This is a genomic window from Chryseobacterium carnipullorum, assembly GCF_900142785.1.
GTDB lineage: Bacteria > Bacteroidota > Bacteroidia > Flavobacteriales > Weeksellaceae > Chryseobacterium > Chryseobacterium carnipullorum.
Map to the genome: position 1 here is coordinate 83,919 of NZ_FRCD01000001.1, position 22,041 is coordinate 105,959.

Sequence of the window (22,041 nt, forward strand, 5' to 3'; positions counted from 1 at the left end):
TTCTTGTCAAAGCATCTGTGCTGTTCATCAAATAAAGTTTTATCCGGCTTCTGATCGTTGTTTTTTTGCATGAAATTATTAAAAGCAATTTATGAAACAGCAGTTTTTAGCATTAAGCTCATTTTTATTATGTATCACGTGTTCCGTAGAAACCCGTGCGCAACAAACCCAAACTTTACACATCGGGATAAAAGGGGGTGCCAACTTTACAAAAACCTCAACAGAATCCTCAGCACTGGAAGGGAAATATGGTTTCGGTTATCAGGGGGGAATGATGACCCGAATGGATATTGGAAGTCTTTATGTACAGGGAGAGGCGCTATTCAACAAAAGAAAGACATCGTATGACACGAAGGACGGAACTTCAGCAAAACTAAGCTGGAATTCTGTGGACATTCCGGTGGTCATTGGTTATAAATTCTTCAATACCAAAGATTTTAATGTAAGAGCGTTTGCAGGGGGCGTATACAGCTATGCCTTTAAGAACAATCTTTCCACATCAAAAGCCCTGCAGGAAGGTTTTAAAAGCTTTGACAAATCGAATATCGGAATCACGGGAGGTGTTGGTATAGACTATAAAAATTTCACGGCAGACCTAAGGTATGAAACCGGACTTTCAAGCATCAGCAAGGAATTTAAATCTAAACCACACAGCTTTACATTGGGGATTGGATATTTCTTATTCTAAAAACTTAAATTATCTTTACGTGTTAGAAACTGCGACCTGCAGTTTCTAATTTTTTATAAATTACCTTACCCTTCTTCATGACAAAACCATTTATTTTAAGAGAATATATTTTTGTTAGTCTTTTCTGGCTTGTTTTTGCGGCGGCTGTGTATATCAACTTTCAGGCTAATTCTGACAAACCTTCAGCTGTATTTCAAACCATTACTCTTGTCATTGCTTCTTTTATTTTCACTCATTTTCTTACGACAAGACTCCTTCCTCATGCTTTGCGGGCAAAAAAGATGAAACTATTTCTGATTCAGGCAACAGGCGTTATTCTTTTACTGAGCTTTATCTATTCTTTGATCTTCACATATATTGAAGTCAGCTCCAAGAACGAGCTTCCTCACGATTTTGTTAATCACCTTCCTTTTTTATGGAAAGGATTCTACCTGGCCCTTCCCGCGTCTTTTCTTATCAACGGATCAGCCTGTGGGATCAAATTTTATCAGGAACACGGAAGGATAGAACGGGATCATATCCTGCTGCAACAGGCTCATCTGGAAAACCAGCTTAAATTACTGCAAGATCAGATCAACCCCCATGTGGTTTTCAACATTCTGAATCATATTCATATTCTGATGAAAACAGATACCCAACTTGCCGATTATCTGCTGCTCAAATTTTCTGATATTTTACGCTATCAGCTTTATCATTGCAGTCAAAATCTTGTCCCGCTCGGTCAGGATATTGATCATCTTCAAAATCTTGTGGAAGTGGAAAAATTAAGATGGGGCAATGAGCTTGAGGTGAGTGCAGATTGGAACATAGGAAATAAAAGATTATCTATTGCTCCTCTCCTGCTGGTTCCTTTCATTGAAAATGCCTTCAAGTATGTTTCCAGATTACCCGGACACAAGGGTTATGTAAAGATTTCCTGCATGGAAAAAGACCGTTTTCTTTTCTTTTATGTTGAAAACTGTTATTCGGAACTGGCCCTCCATAAAAAGAAAGAAGGTGCTGGTGGAATCGGGCTGCACAATGTACAAAAACGTTTAAAATTACAGTATCCGGATGCTCATGAGCTTACCATTCAGGCAGACCAAAATGTATACAAAGTCACTTTAACCTTACAATTATCCGACAATAATGAGCAGTAATATTCCCAAAATGAAATGCTTAATTACTGATGATGAGCCTTTGGCCAGATTTCATCTTAAAGAATTAGCCAACCAGATCAACTTTTTATCGGTTGAAGATACTTGTGCAACGGCATTGGAAGCGGGTACAATAGTTAAGGAGAAGGAAATTGATCTTCTTTTTCTGGATATCAATATGCCGTACTTAACCGGCCTTGAATTTCTTGAACAGCTTGAAAATCCTCCTTTATGCATTCTTACGACCGCGTATTCCGAATATGCTTTGGAAGGTTACCGGCTTCAGGTTGTAGATTATCTTCTGAAACCGATTGCTTTTAATCGCTTTTATCAGGCGGTCAACAAGGCGCAGCAGCAGTTTATTGTGTCTGAAAAGATGAAAAAAAATTCTGCTTTTGATGATCCCTATCTGTATGTAAGGCAATCCGATAGTTTTGTCAAAGTGTCCTGGGTAGATATTTTATATATTGAAAGTATGCAGAACTATACGAAGCTTCATTTTAAAGATAGATCTCTGGTGATTCATCAAACAATGAAAGCGATTGAAGAGTCCCTGCCTTCTGAGCATTTTTTCAGGATCCATAAATCTTTCCTGATCAATATTACCCATATTGATATGATCTCCGGCGGACGTCTGTTCATTAATAAAACTGAGCTTCCTATTTCCCGTAGCCGAAAGGAGGAACTGCTCAATCAGGTGGTGTATAAGAAGCTTATTAGCAAATAGAAAGGAAAAGGGAAGCTGGGAAAATGTCGAAAATTAAATGACTTTCTTTTTCATTTCCATCTACAAGTATGCTAATAATCAACAGACTAAAAGCAATTAATTGTCGGATAGTCACTTCCATCTTCCTGCTCCCATCTTCCATCTGTGCTCTTAAGGCAAGTTCCACCTCAATGATACTGCGACATAAAATGTGCTGGCAAATTTCGGGTCTGCTATTTTTTTGTCTTTGAAAATACTTTTGATCTTTCTGTCGTTTTCATTGAAACTTCTCAGCAGAGCTGTTCCGCCTGTTAGACGAAGGCTGAGTTTATCATTCAGCTTTAGTTCCGGTCTTATTCCCGCTGTGATCTGTTGATAACCGAGTAACATGGATTTTCCGTCTTTATTTCTTTCTACGGTCATACCACTGAGGTTGACGACTGCCTTCAGAGCAAATTTGTCTGAAAAAAGGTAACCGGCTTCCATTCCTTCCGGGAAATTGATATTCAATTTAATTTTTCCGTTGGTTTTCCAATCGAAATAAATCCACGGCAAGATCATTGGAACCCCGAAAGCAGTCGTCAGTACAGGACCTCCTCCCAGGGCAAGATTTGGATTAAAATGTCTGATAAACAAAATTCCACCCTGCCCCAGAATATCATCGGAATTTATTTGCTCAAGATCCGTGTATGCACCTACTGATGCGGTCATCATCATACTCCATTTTTTTCCTAAAGGTCTCATATGCTGAATTCCGACCTGGGCATTCAGCATCTGGTCCGGAAAAAGCTGTCTTTCGTAGTCTTTATGCGTCATTTTTGCATAAGATCCACTCAACAGAAGCGACCAGGCTTTTATTCTTCCACTGCTTTCTTTTTTGATTGACAAGGGAATGCTGAGGTTAAGATCTGCTCTTTTAAAATTGCTTTTGGAATTTGTTTTTACACTGTCCTCCGGACGGATATAACTGGAAAAAGGAATGTATTCCGTTTTAAGCTCTCCTGATATTCCGGACTGTGCACTAGCGTAGTATCCGAGCAAACCACAAACTGCCGCCAAAAGATTTCTCTTCATAATTTAAATTTTATGCAAAGAGATCCCTTTGGAGATCGTTTACAAAAATTACTTGATTAAGTGTCGGGATGGTATGACCAAAAGAGAGAATGACAGGATTATATCACCCGAATAACGTCCGATTTTATATTAAACAACTTTTAAATGTTCATGTTATACGGAAGCTTTTTTATTCTTAAATGAACGGTAAGCAAACCAAACGGCAATTAATGCAATGCCTGCACGTAAAATAACCATCGGCATGATGGAGTCTGCTTCTAAAAATCCCGCCAGTCCTGAAAGTAAGAAAGTAACCATCAGCTGCATAAATCCCATCACAGCGGCGGCCGTACCACGTCCTTCTTTAAAAGGCGACAAAGCATGAGCTGAAGTAATAGGGAATAAAATTCCGATAGCTAACAATGACAGATACAGCATCATAATTTCCAGCGCTACTGAAAGATTTTCTGCAGCAATAAGGATATGCAGACTGCATACGATCAACAATATAAGGGTAGCTGCTAATAAAAGCTTTGTGTCGCTTATTCTCTTTATTAATTTAGGCGTAATATATGCCGCAGTTATTAAGGCTAATGAATTAAAGCCAAATATCAAACTGAAAGTCCCACTGGAGAACCCGTGAAGTTTCATAAATAAAAACGGGGCATTAGAAATATAAATGATCAGGGAAGCGAAGGCGATACTTCCAATCATTGTGCTGTTGATAAACTCTTTATTGGAAAGTATTGCTTTGAGGTGATCCTTTAATCCTTTTTCATCTTCAGAATGATCAGAAAGTGTCATTCTTGCATTGGTTTCGGGAACGTATTTATATACCATTAACAGGGTTAAAAGGCCCATTATGCTCAAAAAAGCAAATGAGCTGTTCCATCCCCAGAATTTGAGAAATACACTTCCCAACAGCGGAGCAACAATCGGGGCTATTCCACTGATCTGGGACTGCTGGGAAAAAATGGCTACAGATTTTTGTCTGTCGTACAGGTCAATAACGATGGCCCTTCCGATTACAATACCCGCACTTCCACCAAACGCCTGAAGAAAACGCATCGCCCAAAGCACGTAAATGTTTTCTGTAAAAAATATGGCTGTAGCCCCTACAATGAAGAGGAAAAGGCCACAGTATAGCATGGGTTTACGCCCTGTTCTGTCAGACAAAGGTCCCCAAAGTAACTGTCCGAAGGCAAATCCTGCAAAAAACACAGAAATTGAAATCTGAATATGTCCGATATCGGTTTGGAAAATCTGGGCCATGCTCGGAAAAGCAGGCAGATAAAGGTCTATACTCAGTGATTCCAGGGTGTTGAGCAGTGCCAGAATAAACACTACGATACTTAAGTTTCTCATAAAGGGGTTCAATCATTAAACGACCACACAGATCGTTTTTTCTCCATGCAAAATTCCGGTAAAAAACAAAGCGTTTCAATATAAGAACTGAAGGAACACCAGCACAAACTGAGGATTACATTTTATGATTTTTATGAAAACTTATTATTCTAGAATGAATTTAAAAGAACTTTCTGAAGATTAAGTTTTTCCTTCTTTAAATCCCTCCGGATTCCGGCCAGTCTGCTTTTTAAAGAAACGCGAGAAATAAGAAGCGTCACTGAATCCTAATTTAAAAGCAATTTCTTTAATGGTTAACGCCCCAAAGCTAAGTTCTCTTTTAGCTTCCAAAATAAGTCTCTGAGCAATCATTTTTTTCACTGTCGTTCCTCTGGAAAGGCGTACAATATCATTCAGATGATGAGCACTTACTTTGATCTGATCTGCATAGAAACGGGTCTCTCTCTGGATAATATAATGCTCTTCTATTAAGCTTACCAACTTCTGGATGCGCTGTCTATCATTAATTGAAGGATCCTGTTTCCCTATCTGTTCTGTGATAATGAGGCAGAATGCCTTCAGATAGGCTTTTAATAATTCGATCCTTGATGCGCCTTTATATTCTTCTTCCATAAGTGAGATAATGGTATTGCAGGTTTCTGCGCTTTGAGGATCTAATGAAAAGGGGCAGCTTCCCACAGTAAGAATTGTTTCGATGTCACAGACTTCTTTAAATATTTCCCTGCTCACAGCCAATACATAGCCTTTTTCACCCCTCAGTTTCATATTGAATACCTGTCCGGGTGCGATGATGCAGATCTGATTGTTTTTAAGGAAATGACTTTCAAAATCCAGTTCTAAACTGCTATTTTCCCTGACATGACTGAACCAAATGATCTCAAAGAAATTATGCCTGTGAACATCATTAAAATTTTCCGGATGTCCAGTATCAAGTGTCATCAGCTGAAACTGTTCAGAGGTGAGATGGTGGACGGGGATATTTTTTTCTGATGGATTCATCGGTCAGTTTTTTAGGGTAAACAAAAACCTTAGCAAAGAAATACTGGGATGTCTGTTGATTAGCTTTTTGATTGTTTTTTATAAATGTAGAAAATTTATTTGCTCTATGAAAAGAACCGCCACAATAATGTGGCGGTTCTTTTTTATTCTGGCTTTTAAAGCCATAGACTTCTCATAGCGGAGAAATAAATACCATTAACGGAGCTATTTATCCGTAAATTTCCATTTTGGCTTTCGAATTAATTTCTCAATCCAAATTCCATTATCAACGGTCTGGATTATTTGATTATCATTTTTTTTCTTATCGACATGCTTAATTTTACTCAAACAACCCGATATAATAATTTTTTTCCCGACATTATTTCCCCAATCATTTAACCCTTCAACATAATAGATTTCATCCTTTTCTGTTTCTACAACTGCTCCTAATTTTACATTTCCTGTGACTCCTTTTATGGTAATCTCATCACATTTTTGACAAAAATTTAGATTCATAATTAGTATACTTAAGATTATAACCCATTTAAAACTATTTAGATTCATAATTTATGGTTTTTGTTTTTTATTTGTCGAAGAAGAATTGCTACTAGAAGGAACATTCACTGTTGTAACTGCAGGAATAAACACCTGTCTGTTAAAATCTAGTAGAGGCTTTGAATAATATGATAAATCACTTTCATACACAGACATTGGTTCAGGTTTTCCAGTTTGAGAGTTAGCACACCCATCACAGTGATTTGCGTGCCACCACAAATTAGTTTTTTTATCATAAATTCCAAAATCAAAATTTGTAAATCCTGGTTTCGCTAAGTATTTATAATTTGTTAAGTCTATCCTACTATATTTATCGGGTTGAAATTCAGTAGAATTTTTCGTCCAAAATCTCATAGAAAAAATAACTACATGAGCACCTTTAGGATAATTTGACGGATTTTTTTTGATATCTGCTTCTTTCAGCTTCGCTGCATCCTGCGCTCTTTTTAAACTAGAATATGCTGGTCCTCTTGGAGGAACATTGCCAGGAAAAAATAATTTTCCTGTTATTCCAACATTTAATGCTGTTATTCCAATACATCCAGCTTTAAGTGTTTCCTTTTCATTAGGTGTCATTGGTTTATTTGCCCTTTCCCACATTTTTATATAACTATTCAATGCATAAGTTCTATGAATCTGATTGTTATTATTATTACTACTATTTGATTGCTTTCCGTTCGGATCAACAAATATGATGGGATTTTGATATGTATAAATATATGGATTATTATTTCCACTATTATAGATCCCTTCATTATGTTCACCATCAATATAATGTTCACTATTATAAAAAGGATTGTAGTCTGCCAGTGGATCCACATTCAACCAAAGAGAAAATCTAGGATTGTAGTATCTCGCACCATAATAATAATACCCTGTTTCAGCATCAAGTTCCTTGCCATTAAACTTATAGGGACTGTAGTTACTATTTCTGTGGTTTTCTACAAAGGTTTCACCACTTGGGAAGTATTCGATATTCTGGGTTACTTCGCCGTCTAAACCTGTAATATAGCTGCTGGAACCTAAATGATCCGGATGGAACCAATAGATTTCTTTTTCTTTATCTCCTGCATAATTGTTAACACAACTTCCATTATATCCAGCATTCTGTCCGTAATTTGGCGGTGGAGTGATATTGTACTGCTGCATTACCGTCAGACCGCTCTGTGTAGCTGCCTGCAGAATGGTATTCGATACATTCACAGGATTGATAGGTGGAGTGCTTCCTCCAAACGGAATGATCAGCCAATTACAATCGAAGGCTCCTATATTAGGACTTGTTCCATTTTTGGTGACAATTCGCTGGCTTCCTGCATAATAATGCTTGGTATAGTGCGGCATTGAAACAGCTCCTGTACTATCAAATAAGAGGCTTAAAGTTAATAATCCATTTGGATAAATTGTAGCAGAATGAGAGGTAACCGGATTCTGCGGCCATGAATTTGTCAAATCTCCTTTGTTTAAAAAGATAATCCCTGAATACAATACATCTTTAATAATTCTTTCTCCTCCTGCATCATAGGTATAGATCGCTGCCCCGTCAATCTCGGGTGTAGAAGGGTTAGTATCTACAAATCGAAGTCGGTTTTCTTCATCCCATTGGTATACCGCTTTTGCTTCAGTATAAATACATGATTCCTGTTCGATCGTAGTAGGATTTCCTTTTGCATCATATTTATAGTGCTGGAACTTCACCCCCGGATCATCCGGATTACAACATGTAGATGATGGTACTAAGTTAGGCTCATCTATAATTGTGGTCGGAGCATGCGGATGTGCAGGGTTATCATACTTATAGTTCAGTCTGTAAGAAGTTGGCTCCATTGCGGTCCAGTTGTTGTTGGTCGCTCCGGTAGTCCATTCATGTTTCTGGGTTTTGCTCATGATATTGTGCATATTATCATAAGACATGGCAACGGTATAACGGTGACGTTCTTCCTGAGCCTGCGTATTGATACCTCTCCAGTTTCCTGAAGCAGAAGTAAGGCGGTATAGGTCATCATATCCATAGGCATAGTTGGTTCCTCCTCCTAAAAGACCGTTGACAACAGGTGCATTATTATGAACCTGCATTACATTGGAAACTACGTCATACTGATACACGTTCTGCATGAATGATCTTGTTGTATTTTTAGCATACATTTTCAGCAGTCTTCTGCGGTTGGTCTCATACTCATAAGTCGTTTCCGTATTGTTCCCATTTTTCAGGTATACTCTCTGCTCAAATTTGTCATATCCAATGCTATTGATCATCGGATAAGAGTTTCCATCTTTTAAAGAGGCAACATTATTTAAATTCCCTGCTTTATCATATTTGTATGTTAGCTTTTCGCCATCCGGATAAGTAATTGTTTTTACACGATTCCATGTATCATACTGCCATTCTGTTCCGAACCAATATACCTGCGCTCCCGGAACGGCAACTGAACGTCTTTGGTAAGTAAGCTCACCCAATCTTCCGTATTTCAGATACTGTGTTCCTGTAGCGTCGGTCTGATACCATAATCTTCCTACTGCATTGTTATCCATTGCTGAAGCATCCAATGCATTTCCGTAGTAATATTTTACGTTGTTTTCAGGATATAAAGGGTATCTAACCTCTTTCAATCTTGAATAATCATACTTGTATTCTACCGTTTCATTAGCCGCATTGGTTTTGGAAGTCATATTATTGGCCGGATCATACTTGTACGTAGTAACTCCACTGTCCGGATGCATATAAGAAATTCTTCTTCCCAAATCATCATAAACAGAAGTGGTAATATTATTATTCACATCTTTTACCTGAAGGATTTCTCCAATCGCATCATGGGTAAACTGGGTTTTGATATCACCAGTATTTGAAACTTCATGAACCGAGGTTGTTCTTCCTTTGATATCGGTATAGGTTTTCTTAATACTTCCCAATTCATCCTTGAAGATAGTCTCAAACATATTTCTTCCCTGAACATCCGTACCAAAACCATAAGTGATGGTTGAGAACAGGTTTTCTCCAGGCAGTTTGGTATAAATAACTCTGTCTAATACATCATATTGGTTAAGTGTTGGCTCTATATTGTCTACTGCAGCGTTATACTGAGTATTAGAAGAACTGATATCTTCCAATGTAGGATAGTATGTTTTTAATGCTCTTCCGAACGCATCTTCTTCTACTTTACCTGCTACAATATATTTTAATCCCTGATTATGAATGTCTCCGGTTTTCTTTACCTGAACAGCTCCTCCAAAACCATCTGCAACGGTAATGGTATTGATGGTGTTGTCTGCATATTCCGGATCATAATGCTTGGTTGTCGCAAAAGACTGTGCATTGGTCGCATTAAGAGGGGCATTGGTAATTGGGTTGTACTCAAACTTAATCGTCCATGGGATATTGTTAAACAGTTCGTATGGTCCAGTGATCTCTGTAGTTCTTGCTTTAGCATCATATACATATTTCATTGGCTGAAGGTTCATATCTTCAGTATAAGTAGGTACCCCAAAACGGAAGTCATATTTAGTTTTACTGCTATACCCAAAGGCATCCTGAACTTTTACCGGATATGTTTTTACATTGTCATCATACGTATACTGGTGGAAGAATCGTTGATTCTGCACATTTGCCGGCCCTGTCGATTTGGTTATATTTCCATAAACATCATACTCAAAATCATACACTGAATAATTGGTTCCCTGATTAAGGATGGTCATTTTTGAAAGATCTCCATTAGCGTTATACTCTGCTTTTTTCTCTCTTGTAACGCCCTGTGCCGTATTTTTTACAGATGTTGGCACTATAATATTGGCAGAAGGGTTAATTAAAGTATAGCTTACAGTACTATTCAATACTTCTGATGCTCCAATATCTGAATCTCCAGCATCTACTACTTCTGTTGCATGACCCCACTGGTCAAATTTGTTGATATTAGTATTTGTACTCTTCCAACCTGTATCTCCTTCAGTAAAATTAGAGTTTGTATTAAATAAGGCTACAAAACATGCAAAATTCTGATATGTTTTTTCATCCTCTCCATATTTAATCGTAAAATTAGTATTGGTATCTTTTAGCTGTTTTAAGGTATAGTTACTCACTTTTACAGTCCAGGATTTATTATTTGCATCCAGAAGTACCTCTGAATATAATAATCCTTTTAAGTAATAGTTATTATTATGGAATCTTTGTCTTGTTTTTCTATACACTGCATTGGAAGAAGCCCCTCCTTGTTTGGTATCAATCTGATTAACCGTTACCTGTCTGAAACCATAGAAAGCTCTTTCTCTTCTGCTATAATATGGCTCTTCATAATCCATCGTAACTTTAGTTACATCCGTACTGAATGCATTATCTCCTGCAAATCCGTCATTGGTAATTACGCTTTTTAATACATATTTGCTTTGAGGCATATTATAGGTATTCCCAACTCTTTCGTAAGTCACTTCCCAAGATCCGCCCATTGGAGTGGTTACTTTTTTAAGAAGGTTAGTAGCCCCTATCTGGTTAAGTTGTACCTTAATATTATCTGTATCATCAGAAGTTACAAAATCAGGATATCCATCTCCATTCATGTCTTTGAATGTAGCATGGGATCTTGAACTTGAAGCCCCTTTTGAAACACCTAAAGTCACGTTCAGTTTCAATCCGCTTACTCCTGCAACAATAGGAATAGGAATTAAAATAGTTCCTGCCGCATTTCCACCAACACTGATAGATACATCTTTATGAATGTCATTTCCATTCTGAAAATTCAAATTTAGTGGCGTGGTGGACATTCTATCTCCTAAGTTAAGATATACTGTCGCACTATTTCCTGCATATACAACCTTATCTGCCAGTCCATCTCCATTAATATCAACCAGTTCTTTTGTCGTTGTACTTGTATTCGAGCTGAAATTAACTCCAAATTCAAAACTTCCTCTGAATAAACTGATTCCTCCTCCCAGTCCAAATCCACTTCCTACACCTTCTGGTTTGATATCTGATCCCCAAGAATTATTTCCAGCAAACCCGTTTCCAATATTCAGTTCAAAACTATTTGTATTGAATTTATCCGGAAGACCGTCTCCATTAATATCTAAGAATGTCTGCTTTGAATGCTCAGAAGAAGTTTCTCCATTTGCCCCTACAGACAACTTCGTCGCAGCTACTTTACTGTCAACTGAGCTACTAATTAAATTATCATTAAATGCTCTACTCTCAGATTTTTTTCCTGTTGTTTGTATAAATGCCATTCTTCTGGATTCACCATGTACAAATGAATAGCTTGATGAAAGCCCGGATGAGCTGGCTTTTGAAATCGACTGACTTCCTACGTTTAAAGAACTTCCGGATAAAAACCCTACCGGATATGTGATTTTCACATTGGTTTTATTGAAGTCATCCGGGAATCCGTCTCCATTGTAGTCTAATACATTTCGGATAGATTTGGCCTCAGAAAAAATTGTTTGAGACACGTTCACTCCAGCAAAGCCAACACTCACTCCCGCACCAACGCTTACGCTTTGGTTTTTCAACTGGATATTTGGTGCATTCAATTCAGATCCGGCAGCTTGGCTTAACGAATTATTATTGAAATTAGAATCTATACTATGTATTCCCAAACGTGACGCATTGATCACATTTTGAGAAATGTATATGCTTGGATCAACATCTATCAGTCTTCCTTTGTCTGTATTATTAACATTGGAATTGATTGTTAAGAAATAATTTTTCGCTAGTGATCCATCATTATCTACGATGGTAACATTTCCGTCAGGATCAATTGTTGGATTATTAATTGTAGGGTTTGTACCAGGATCTGTACCATATGCATTACTAAATTTCAACCGTGTTTCATCCACTTTCATTTCAGCAACAGTCCCGCCATTAGCAAAGTTATTGTTAATGTCATATGCTTCTACAATGGTATTTTTAGCTAAATTATTTCCATTGACGATCAATCCTCCCCAACCACGATATAGCATTCCAAATCTGCTGTCATATTCATTTGAGTTTAATGCAGACGTAGGAGCTAGCGGCCCTAATACAGGCTTATGTGGCGGTGAATTTGTAAAGCTTGTTATCACACTTTCGCTACCTCCATTTTCAATATATAATTTTGTAAAAGCAGAAGGCGCTCCACCTGGAGAAAATGTTAAAACGTATGTATAGGTTCCCGGATTTAGCATTGTTTCCGAATACACAGGCATCCCTGACTGTCCGGATAAAGTTCCGTTAGGGAAAAATGTATTAATACCGAGTGTTGCCGATGTTCCTGCAACATAATTTCCTAGTTCAAACTTCAGCTTTGTAGCCTGACTAATTACAATTGTTCCTGTTTGCTGTACTGTATTTGAACCCGATAATTGTACAATTAAATTGTTCGGATTATCTATATAATTAAGAGCATTATGTATTAAAGTCCCAGTAATACTGGTTATAGTATTTATAAAGTCTCTATCGTCGCTGCTTACTGTTGTTTCTAAATATATATTCTCATTTAAATCCTGAGATACTATAGTATATGGTGTTCCAAAAGCTGTAGTTGCAACCCCATTAACTACATTATAAACTGTTTTAGTTAATAATTTATTTTTAATTTTTGCTGAAATAACAACTTTTCCACTTTTTCCATTAAAATTAGGAAGAGAAGATGCCTTTACAGAAATTTTCTTTCCGATATCTGCTGATTGAGCAGTGTAAGTTGCAAAACTTCCTCTGTCATTATACATGCTGTACTCTACCTGCAAATATGTTTTTTCACCCGTTGACGTTTCAGTAAATTCAGGGATTAACTTAAATTTCGCCCAATCTATTTGGGTATCTGTAAACACTTTCACAGAAACTTTATCATTTGGACTTAAATTCACCTGTGAACCAATAACACTGTTATTATAGGTAGAGGCAGACGCTATTGTCATTGGAAACTGAGCGTAATTCACATCATTGATGGTCAGAAATACTTTAGCATCATCTGACAATGGAATCGTCTTGTCTAAATATAAATTTAAAGTTCCAGCATTTCCAACAACGAAAGAACTGGTACCAGAATTCACAAAATCTTCCTGAGAGCTATATATCGACAGATTTCTATTATCACTATCAACAGCTGGTATATTTGGCGTTGAATAAGTAATTTCAGGATTCCATGTAAGTTGATCCAGGGTTCCATTATATTTGGAAGATACTCTGAAGTAAAGCTTTTCTCCTTTACTGATATTAATGTTCTGATCTGCAAAAGAATGTAAGCTATAGTCTCCAGCATTAATGTTATTGACTAATGGATCATTATTTTTATATTGGAAAGAGACCGCAACACCGTCTGCTTTGCTACAGTCCTCTTCCGGATTACATGATATCTGATTCAGCTTAAAAGCATTTTTAACTTTGATAGAACCAGACTTTGGAGCTACCCATACACGAACAACATCATGTAATGGATTCTGTTCCAACATCATTTTTTTCTCTGCTTTATCCTGATCATCAAATAGTGAAATGGAAGGTTGTGCTCCACTGGAAGTAACATTAATAGGATATGGTGTCAAACCACTATTGGGATCAAATGAAGGAACATTTCCAGCAAGGCTGTTAAAGTACACTTTCCCATTTTTCACAAAGTCTACCAATCCATCGTTATTGAAATCCATAAAATACGATGACGTTGTATTGGTACTGTTAGAATAATCGAACCCAAGACTTCCTCCACCGAAATTAGCATCAATTCCAACTCCCCAAGATGAATTTTTAGACTTACCGATATCCTGCAAATTCCCAACACTCACCTGAGGACCAAATGCCTGAATTCCATTTGTTGCGGTTGACAAGTTTTTAGAATAAGAAATAACTCCATTATTCTGATATACTCTGTCTGCCAGATTATCCCCATCTATATCTATTAAAGTAATTTTACTTTCCGAAGATGAATTGCTGATGGAACCATGCGCCCCAACAGTTCCTTTTCTGAAACTGAATAAACCAGTATCACTTGTAGATGGAGAGGATAAATTATATGCTCCTACGCTAATTCCAAAATTGGTTCCTGTAGATTTACCCTGACTTCCTGAAAGCATGGTATATCCTTGAAATAATTGCCCTGAAGAAAGCAAGCCTGGAAAACTGGCAGGATCCGGTGCCGCCCAAGGCTGAGGTGCCCCAAACATATTGGCTCCATCGGGAGCTTCATTATATTCTATTTCATTAGTATAAAAAACAGCACCTGCTGCATCTTTCTCCGTTATTTTTTTTAATAAGGATTTCCTGAAAGTTTTATCATCATTTTTATACCCGAACTCATAACTCCTTACATTTTCATCACCATATTTGATTTCAACTTTGCTTAGTCTCTTTGATTCTATCTGAAGAAAACCTAGTCTTCCATTAATCTGAACATCTTCTCTACCAGGAGTTGTTGTAAATAGAACTTTATATTTTTTTGCCGGATTTTGTGTATTATGTAATGTGTAATCAATTTGAGAAATATGCAATTCCTGACCTCCATTTCCTGGGTTTCCTGTGTAGGTTGATTTATCATATGTATACAGCACATAATTTCCATTGGTGTCGATCGTTTTATACAAAGCCCAATGTCCTATATTCCCAGCTGCGTCTTTAAGAATAGCATTATCTTTTATTCCGGCCTCATCTCCTCCAAAATAGGACTTTGTGCCATCTTTAGAGGTTACTATCCATATATAGTCTTTAGGGTTGGTTCCTTTTCTTATGATTCTGTTATAAGCACCTTCAATTCTTGGATAAAATTGTCTGTCTGACTGTCTTGCCTTTTCAAAGCCCTCATTCCTGTTAGGCATGGCAAAAACTCCGGGACTTACCTCAAAGGTCAACTGTTCTCCTCCTATTGAATACAATTCAGTTTCAGTCCCTGAATTGTAGGTAGGAACGCCCCATCTTGTATCAATAGTTATGGCAGGAACAGACATATCCCAGCCAAGCCCCATCCAGCCGTTTCCTCCTTCACTGCTATAGCTTACTCCTAAAGAAGGCTGCATTCCAGCTCTACCTGCAGGAAGTTTAATTGGGAAATTGGTGGTAACACTTCCCATACTGTTAGGTGATGGTGGAGCAATGCTTACAATTCCCTCAGAAGGGTTCGCCGCTTTGATGTCTTTAATAGAGTTGGGAGCATAGCTTCCTGTTTCCGGAGATTCGGGAACTTTTAAAACTCCATTGACCATGTCTGTAAAGTGGGTCGTTTTTGACACCAAAACATTTTGCTGTAGATTGACACTGTCTTTGTCTAAAGCAATCCATTTTTTCTCTGTTCTGTCAAAATAAAAAGTTTTGATATCCTGTTCCGTATATCCGGTTGGTATTTTACTTTTATCATATCCTAAAGATACTTTTGCCGGAGCCGAAAAATGATCTCCATGGGGAAGGAAACGATACCCTGCATTTTCAGAGGTTACGTTGACCATTTCAGGAGTAATCGCAGGCATATCTATGTCTCTAAGTGCTGTGATTGAAAAGTTTTCTGAACTTTTAAGGACTCCTTTTGGGATGTTTAATTCAGCGGAACCCAGATTAAGTTTTTCAGAATTACTGATACTTCCAACAAATTTTGAAACAGACAAAGCATTGTATTTTACGCCGATACTATTTTCAAGATTCTGTTTTTTATTAGAAATTCCTATCCTAAGGTTTTTTACCTTATAGCTATAGTCTGCAAGATAAGGCAAGGTAAAAATTACCGTGTTTTTTCCTTGTTGGATAGATTGATCTGCAATAGGTTCCGACTGGTGGATCCAGGTCGTATTTTTTTGGATATTTTTTCCGCCAACAGCCAGATCATCATTGATTACCTTGCTAACTTCCTTATAGCTGTCAACTCCATACAAATCATATTCTAATGTATATTGATACGCAGAATTAATTTTTTCATCAACTGAAATATTAAAGATATTATCATAGATCTGATCAATAGGATGTTCTGAACTTGTTCCTATGATACCTTCTTTAATATCAGAAATATAGTATCGCTTTTCATTTAGTGATAAAGGAGCCGAAGCATTATACTTGATCGTTTTAGCAGGTGAAACCAAAATATTATGGACTGATTTCTCTTTGCTTCCGTCAATAGTATTTCCGGAAATACCATCAGGCTCTTTAGAGATATCTTTTTTCTCTTCACCCGTAATACGTTCAGAAATTTCTTTCTTAATATTTTTTTTTGAAGCGTAATTAATTTCCATTATGGGGGTCACGTTGTCATGCCTATTCAAATAAGATGAATTAGCATAAGCATGAACCTGAGACCAACAAGTGAAAAATATAATTGAATTAAGAAGTTTTGTTTTCTTTCTTAACACGCTTAATAAAGATTTTTCCATTCGTTTATATGTGTTTTTTTATCTCTAAGACACTCTGGTTTTACCTGTAGAGCGTCTTAGAGATTTAATATTAATTTTTTACAATTAGTTTAAATACTTTTATTTCAGACGAAGTTTTTACAATAATTAAATACACGCCTTCGGCTGATAGGGTATCTTTTATTTCATAGTAATCTTTGCCTTTGTCCTGTATGGTTCTTACCAATCTTCCAGATCCGTCATGTATTTTTATGTCTACCGTTTCTATTTTATCTGAAATAATTCTAATGGTAAAAGGCTGTCCTTTTGATACCGGATTAGGATAAATGACAATTCCATTTTCTTTTTTCCTTGTCACTTTTACCGTATCTTTTTTAGTACAGTTATCTGACGTTTTTACTGTTACCGTGTATTCTCCCGGCTCATAAACATTGATCGAAGCAGAACTGCTTGTAAATCCGTTATCAGAAGTCCATGTATAGACTGCATTAGGGTCTGTAATTTGTGTTGATGCATCAAACTGTGCAGAATTTCCTGAAGAAAGTGCGACATCCGGACCAAGATCTAAATTAATAGTGCTGAAGTCATTAACCGTAAAATCATATCCGGTAACATTATTATCAGCATCCGTAATATTCAGGTGATAATTGCCAATTGTTAAATTAGGAAATGATACCTGTGAGGTCTGAACGGTTATATTTTGTGATGTTCCGTTACCTGTAAGGACAACATTAAACGGCGCTTTTCCTCCTTTAATATTTAAATTAAGAGTTCCGCTCGTCGTAGTACACGTAGGCTGAGTAATCTGATAAGTAGATAAAATTTTATTTCCTAAAGCAAATGAGAAAACATCGGTCCCGGACAGGTCCTGATCAAAAACAACATCTTTAAAATGCACCCCCTGGTTATTATCAAGATGATCCATTGCGTAAGCCTCAATATTGGCCGAATTAAAATTCCCCTGTCCTGTTCTGTCTACAAGAAGCCACAGTTTTTTATCTGCCGGAATCTGAGATATAATATCTTTAATAGAGAAAACGACCTCCGTTGGAATGGTCTGTGAATTTTCTGTTGTAAATCTCGCTTTCCATTTTCTTTTTAATAGTCTATACCCAAAAGTATCAACGTCAAGCTCTAACGGTTTTTTATTATCACCCCAAATCAAAAAACTCTGATCTGGAAATTGTGCATCGTTTGATTTATTATCTATCGTCAATTTTTTCGCTGCAATCACAAGTCTCTTTTGTTCTGACGAACTGGTAGCCTGTTTCTGATAAAGATCTGAATATCCGTCTCTTGCAATACCTGTGATATTGGCAGGATAATCATTAAAATCATCCTGCTTCCAGATTTTTTTGTTTTTGGAGCTTAGATATTCTGTATAAGGCATTGTAATAGCGTATTTTACAGCCAGATAAGAATTCACCCTATTGCGCTCGTTAAGCGTAAGGATTTTTCTGTATGCAAAAAATTCAGGAAGTTTTCCTGTAAAGTTTTTCCATTGATGGTTTCCTTCATCTTTCCCGATATACATCGATGAAAGCCCTGTCTTACCTATTACTTTGGTAATTTTAGTGGAAGGGTTTCCAAACTTGGAATACAAACTGAAAGAGGCCAAAGTATCTATTATGCTTGTATTGATATAATTAATCTGTTCGTTATTGTATCTGAAAACATTTTTAGTACTGTAAAACAGCTCTTTCTCATCTGTATTCTCAGTTGTAAATAATGCAGATTCCTGTGTTGAATTCTTATTCTGATAAGCCGTAAAAAAGTTCAGTTTATCTATCGTTTCTATGACAAAAGGAAACTTCAAAAAATCATCTACACCATCAAAATTTAAACATTCATTATAATTGAGTAATGAATATGTTGGTTGATTAGCTCCCGTTAAAGCTTGTATCTGATGCTGATTGCCGCTATAATCCTGGTACAACAGCGAAGGGGTCTGAAGTGAATTGGTCTTATACCATACACTTGTGCCTCCTACGCCTCCAGGAGACTGTGCATTTGAAATGCAGGCAAGTAAAACGCTGAGGATCGTAACTATTTTTTTCATGTATGTAAGCGTTTTTTATTTGATGATAAGTTTTTTGGTTTCCTTATATTCAGCGGTCTCTATAGAAACCATATAGATTCCCTGAGAATAGGATCTCGTGTCTATAGTTTTTATGAAATCTCCTTTTGGAAATTTAGTCGAACTTTGTTCCGATGATATCAGCTTACCTGAAGCATCATAAACAGAAATTTTAATGGAAGACTCGCTCTTTAAGAAAAATCTAATGTTTACTTCTTCTTTAGCAGGATTTGGGAATAATGTAAAATGTTCAGATGCCGAACTGGTGGTGTTAGACGCTGACAGAACTTCCAAACCTACTCTTTCCTGAGCTCTATATCTCATAACAGAAATAAGGTCAAAACATGGGGTGATAAAAGCGCGGAATCCCGCACCCTGCTCAACATGAAAACCCGGAAGTAAAAGAATATCTCTGGATGCAATATATTCAACACCCTGCACAGGAGCTATAACTTTATTACTTGCAACGATCTGTTTAGCCAAAATGGTTTGACTTGTCGTAATATCATTGGCCGGGCTTACCAATGTTTTCAGATCTTCTTTATAACAGAAATCTACATTGGACACAACTATCGAAAAGGTCTGACTTCCACCAGGTAATAAAGGTGTCGCATTTGTTTTAGGAGAAACAATGATTTTATAAGTTGCTATTTCAGGGTTTTTAACATCTACTCTTTCTATGGTATCTACATCATTGGTTGAGGTTTTTGTTGCGGCTCCCGTTAAATTGCTCATTCCACCTAATTTCCAAGGATAGTATGTACTTTCTGTTCCGTTAGAGTTTATCTTTACAATTTTTAAATCTAAATCATTAACTACGTTCGGATTAGTAAGATCTACCACATTATTAACCAGATTTCCCTGAGGATCTGTCCACGAAATAGTGGCAGACAATGGCTGACTTGTTTCGTAAGGAACTACATACAAAGTATATTTATTTCCCTGGTTTAGTGTAACTTCTTTTATTAATGTTGATTTTTTTTCATTATTAATAATTCCTTCAATATTATTGTAAATGGCTTCAGAAGCTCTTTTTGCATCTGCCAATCCCCAACCATATATATAATCCGGTCCTTCAGTCCCTTTATCATTGGCTGTATGTGCTAACAATGCACGTACCGTGGAAGAAAGCATATAACTTTGTGTAGGACTTACAGATTTGTAATACTGCTGAAGTAAAGTAATAATACCTGAAACAACGGCTGCTGCCGAAGAAGTTCCTCTGTAAGTACCGTAAGCAGCATCGTAGGTTTCAATGGATGAATAAATATTTTCGCCCGGAGCACAGATATCCGGCTTTATTCTTCCGTCATCTGTAGGCCCATAGCTGCTGAATGCTGAAATATCAAAGGCTTCATCAGAATTCATATTTACATTTTTCTTCGCTGAAGCAACAACCAGAACATTTTTCGCGATGCCTGCTCCTTCCAGTAGGTCATATCCATTTTTAGCAGATACCTGTGGAACGATCGCGGGATCAATCTCTCTGGCATTACCCGCTGCTTTTACAATTTGCAAATACGGTTTTAAGTACATCAGATTATCCCATGATTGCGCTGTTAGATTATATTTTCCAAACTGATAGTTTTGAAGATACATAGGATCGAAACCGTAGCTGTTATTGGCCACTAATATTCCGGTTGTCCCATTATATGCCTGTGAAAGCATTTCCGGAACATCATCTACCCAGTCATAAGCATTGATTTTTGCTTCGTAAGCAATTCCTCTAGCCTCAGCTTCACCATTATTTCCTGCCAGCGTTCCTGCTATATTGGTACTATGTCGTGAAATCGTCTGATTTTGTAAATTATCGTAGCTGTTTATTTTTCCGGCTAATAACTCGTGGGTCGTTCTGGGTTTTGAATAATCCCACTGACCAATGATCATATTATTTCCGGTTATATTAAGTCCCAGTCCTCCTCCGGAATAGAGATTATTAGCTTTTGTCATTTTCGCTGCTCCGGCATTAAGAGTCGTATAATATATGGGGCGACCATTCTCATCAGCCCCGATAAGCTGTTTTTCATTGCCGTTTTCAGAAATAAATTCCTTGTGGCCTAAGCTTTTAAGCCTTTGAATCTCATTTCTTTGCTTTTGCGCCTGCTCTTGTACTTTATTTCGAAAAGCCTGGATCTCTCGTTCCTGCGGGTCTGTTTTTAATTCATCTTTGGTCTGACCGTAAGATGAAAAAAAGAACATCACAGCGATACCTAATATAGATTTATGGTAGATTTTCTGCATCCGGAAAAAATTTAATGGGTGTTTGTGTTTTACAGAGATATATTAGGATGACATTAATCTGTATTCCCAGATTAATGCCATCACTTATCATTCTATTTCTTGAGTGATTCTATTGTTTTCTTGAGTTCTTTGTTTTCTTCTCTCACTTGCTTTACATCTTTGTTAAGCTGGATAACATACAAAGTCAATTCTTCTATTTTTTGTAAAAGTTTAATCTGAAATGATCCTACATCTACACCTTCCTGTTCCATTTCATTTGCAGAAGCTATTTCTGGCAAATGCTTTTTCGCCTTGATATGTTTTTCAATATCTTCAAGCTTTGGAATATTATAATCTTCTTCGAATACAAAATCAGCTGTTGGAGTTAGAGTTACTTTTACTTCTTTTGCTTCAAGCTTCCCATTCATCATAACATTTCCAAAAGCATTTTTATATTCTAGTGTTTTTGTTACTGTCCCTGAAATAGGCTCATCAGCATACGTCCAGCCTTGATAAGATGATGGATCAATACCTGTAGCACCAAACGCTTTTACTCTAAAATTTATGCAATATGTTTTATCATCAATGAAAATAACAATTTTATCATTTTCTTTAGCAAGCTTAACAGTCGGAGCATATCCACCATATGAACTTGCATTTGATGCAAAATAAAACTCATTTTGCCAGACATACCAATTTATATTAAGTCCTATACTTTTTTGTTGTCCATAAGCAAATCCTTCAATATTTATCGTAGGCATTTCTCCTCCAAATCCATTAGCTGGAAAAGGAATATTTGTTTTAATTTTTATCCCATTATTAATGGGATTGCATTGTGGACCCACCCAAAGTACATTATCATAAATTTGAGCTTTCATAATAATACATAGAAATAGTGTTAAAAATAGTAATCTTGTTTTCATTGTATTTATGTTTTTGATTTTAACCAAATTATATGATTATATTTTGGCTGTCATTTCTGATT

The 22,041-nt window shown here is 36.8% G+C and carries 11 protein-coding genes; 3 read left to right on the forward strand and 8 right to left on the reverse strand.

All coding sequences use genetic code 11. The annotated features are described in order from the left end of the window. Positions 1-91: 91 nt before the first annotated feature. The 3 genes from BUC06_RS00375 (at position 92) to BUC06_RS00385 (ending at position 2,551) form a co-directional block, all read left to right on the forward strand. On the forward strand, positions 92-688 hold the full coding sequence (locus BUC06_RS00375; RefSeq protein ID WP_073328270.1) for a porin family protein: 597 nt from the start codon (positions 92-94) through the stop codon (positions 686-688). 77 nt (positions 689-765) lie between these two features. Further along, complete coding sequence (locus BUC06_RS00380; protein ID WP_073328272.1) at positions 766-1,827, forward strand: sensor histidine kinase; 1,062 nt, start codon at positions 766-768, stop codon at positions 1,825-1,827. After that, complete coding sequence (locus BUC06_RS00385; protein WP_083563865.1) at positions 1,817-2,551, forward strand: LytR/AlgR family response regulator transcription factor; 735 nt, start codon at positions 1,817-1,819, stop codon at positions 2,549-2,551. The genes BUC06_RS00380 and BUC06_RS00385 overlap by 11 nt, the downstream gene beginning before the upstream one ends. A gap of 150 nt (positions 2,552-2,701) precedes the next feature. Here the strand turns inward: BUC06_RS00385 and BUC06_RS00390 are convergent, their stop codons facing one another. The 8 genes from BUC06_RS00390 to BUC06_RS24030 all read right to left on the reverse strand — a co-directional run bounded on the left by BUC06_RS00390 (position 2,702) and on the right by BUC06_RS24030 (position 21,979). Continuing rightward, on the reverse strand, positions 2,702-3,604 hold the full coding sequence (locus BUC06_RS00390; protein ID WP_073328275.1) for a DUF6268 family outer membrane beta-barrel protein: 903 nt from the start codon (positions 3,602-3,604) through the stop codon (positions 2,702-2,704). A 153-nt stretch (positions 3,605-3,757) separates the two neighbouring features. Beyond that, the gene (locus BUC06_RS00395) at positions 3,758-4,948 is read right to left on the reverse strand and encodes a multidrug effflux MFS transporter (RefSeq protein WP_073328276.1); all 1,191 of its coding nucleotides are present in this window, start codon (positions 4,946-4,948) and stop codon (positions 3,758-3,760) included. Between the two features lie 180 nt (positions 4,949-5,128). Next, positions 5,129-5,947: a helix-turn-helix domain-containing protein gene (locus BUC06_RS00400; RefSeq protein WP_073328279.1), complete on the reverse strand. Its 819-nt coding sequence runs from the start codon at positions 5,945-5,947 to the stop codon at positions 5,129-5,131. Positions 5,948-6,151: 204 nt separating this feature from the next. Beyond that, positions 6,152-6,490 (reverse strand): hypothetical protein, encoded by a 339-nt coding sequence (locus tag BUC06_RS00405; protein WP_139263238.1) that lies wholly within the window; start codon positions 6,488-6,490, stop codon positions 6,152-6,154. A 3-nt stretch (positions 6,491-6,493) separates the two neighbouring features. Beyond that, positions 6,494-16,642 (reverse strand): SpvB/TcaC N-terminal domain-containing protein, encoded by a 10,149-nt coding sequence (locus tag BUC06_RS00410; protein WP_073328284.1) that lies wholly within the window; start codon positions 16,640-16,642, stop codon positions 6,494-6,496. A gap of 208 nt (positions 16,643-16,850) precedes the next feature. Beyond that, positions 16,851-18,818 carry a DUF8202 domain-containing protein gene (locus BUC06_RS00415; RefSeq protein WP_073328286.1) on the reverse strand — a complete coding sequence of 656 codons (1,968 nt, stop codon included), beginning with the start codon at positions 18,816-18,818 and terminating at the stop codon, positions 16,851-16,853. A 15-nt stretch (positions 18,819-18,833) separates the two neighbouring features. Next, positions 18,834-21,077: a S8 family serine peptidase gene (locus tag BUC06_RS00420; protein WP_073328289.1), complete on the reverse strand. Its 2,244-nt coding sequence runs from the start codon at positions 21,075-21,077 to the stop codon at positions 18,834-18,836. Positions 21,078-21,169: 92 nt separating this feature from the next. Further along, positions 21,170-21,979 (reverse strand): hypothetical protein, encoded by an 810-nt coding sequence (locus BUC06_RS24030; protein WP_228423594.1) that lies wholly within the window; start codon positions 21,977-21,979, stop codon positions 21,170-21,172. Between the last annotated feature and the right edge of the window lie 62 nt (positions 21,980-22,041).

Coding starts and splice junctions, on each gene's coding strand:
- BUC06_RS00375 (WP_073328270.1), top strand. CDS start 92: ATGAAACAGCAGTTTTTAGCATTAAGCTCATTTTTATTATGTATCACG.
- BUC06_RS00380 (WP_073328272.1), top strand. CDS start 766: ATGACAAAACCATTTATTTTAAGAGAATATATTTTTGTTAGTCTTTTC.
- BUC06_RS00385 (WP_083563865.1), top strand. CDS start 1,817: ATGAGCAGTAATATTCCCAAAATGAAATGCTTAATTACTGATGATGAG.
- BUC06_RS00390 (WP_073328275.1), bottom strand. CDS start 3,604: ATGAAGAGAAATCTTTTGGCGGCAGTTTGTGGTTTGCTCGGATACTAC.
- BUC06_RS00395 (WP_073328276.1), bottom strand. CDS start 4,948: ATGAGAAACTTAAGTATCGTAGTGTTTATTCTGGCACTGCTCAACACC.
- BUC06_RS00400 (WP_073328279.1), bottom strand. CDS start 5,947: ATGAATCCATCAGAAAAAAATATCCCCGTCCACCATCTCACCTCTGAA.
- BUC06_RS00405 (WP_139263238.1), bottom strand. CDS start 6,490: ATGAATCTAAATAGTTTTAAATGGGTTATAATCTTAAGTATACTAATT.
- BUC06_RS00410 (WP_073328284.1), bottom strand. CDS start 16,642: ATGGAAATTAATTACGCTTCAAAAAAAAATATTAAGAAAGAAATTTCT.
- BUC06_RS00415 (WP_073328286.1), bottom strand. CDS start 18,818: ATGAAAAAAATAGTTACGATCCTCAGCGTTTTACTTGCCTGCATTTCA.
- BUC06_RS00420 (WP_073328289.1), bottom strand. CDS start 21,077: ATGCAGAAAATCTACCATAAATCTATATTAGGTATCGCTGTGATGTTC.
- BUC06_RS24030 (WP_228423594.1), bottom strand. CDS start 21,979: ATGAAAACAAGATTACTATTTTTAACACTATTTCTATGTATTATTATG.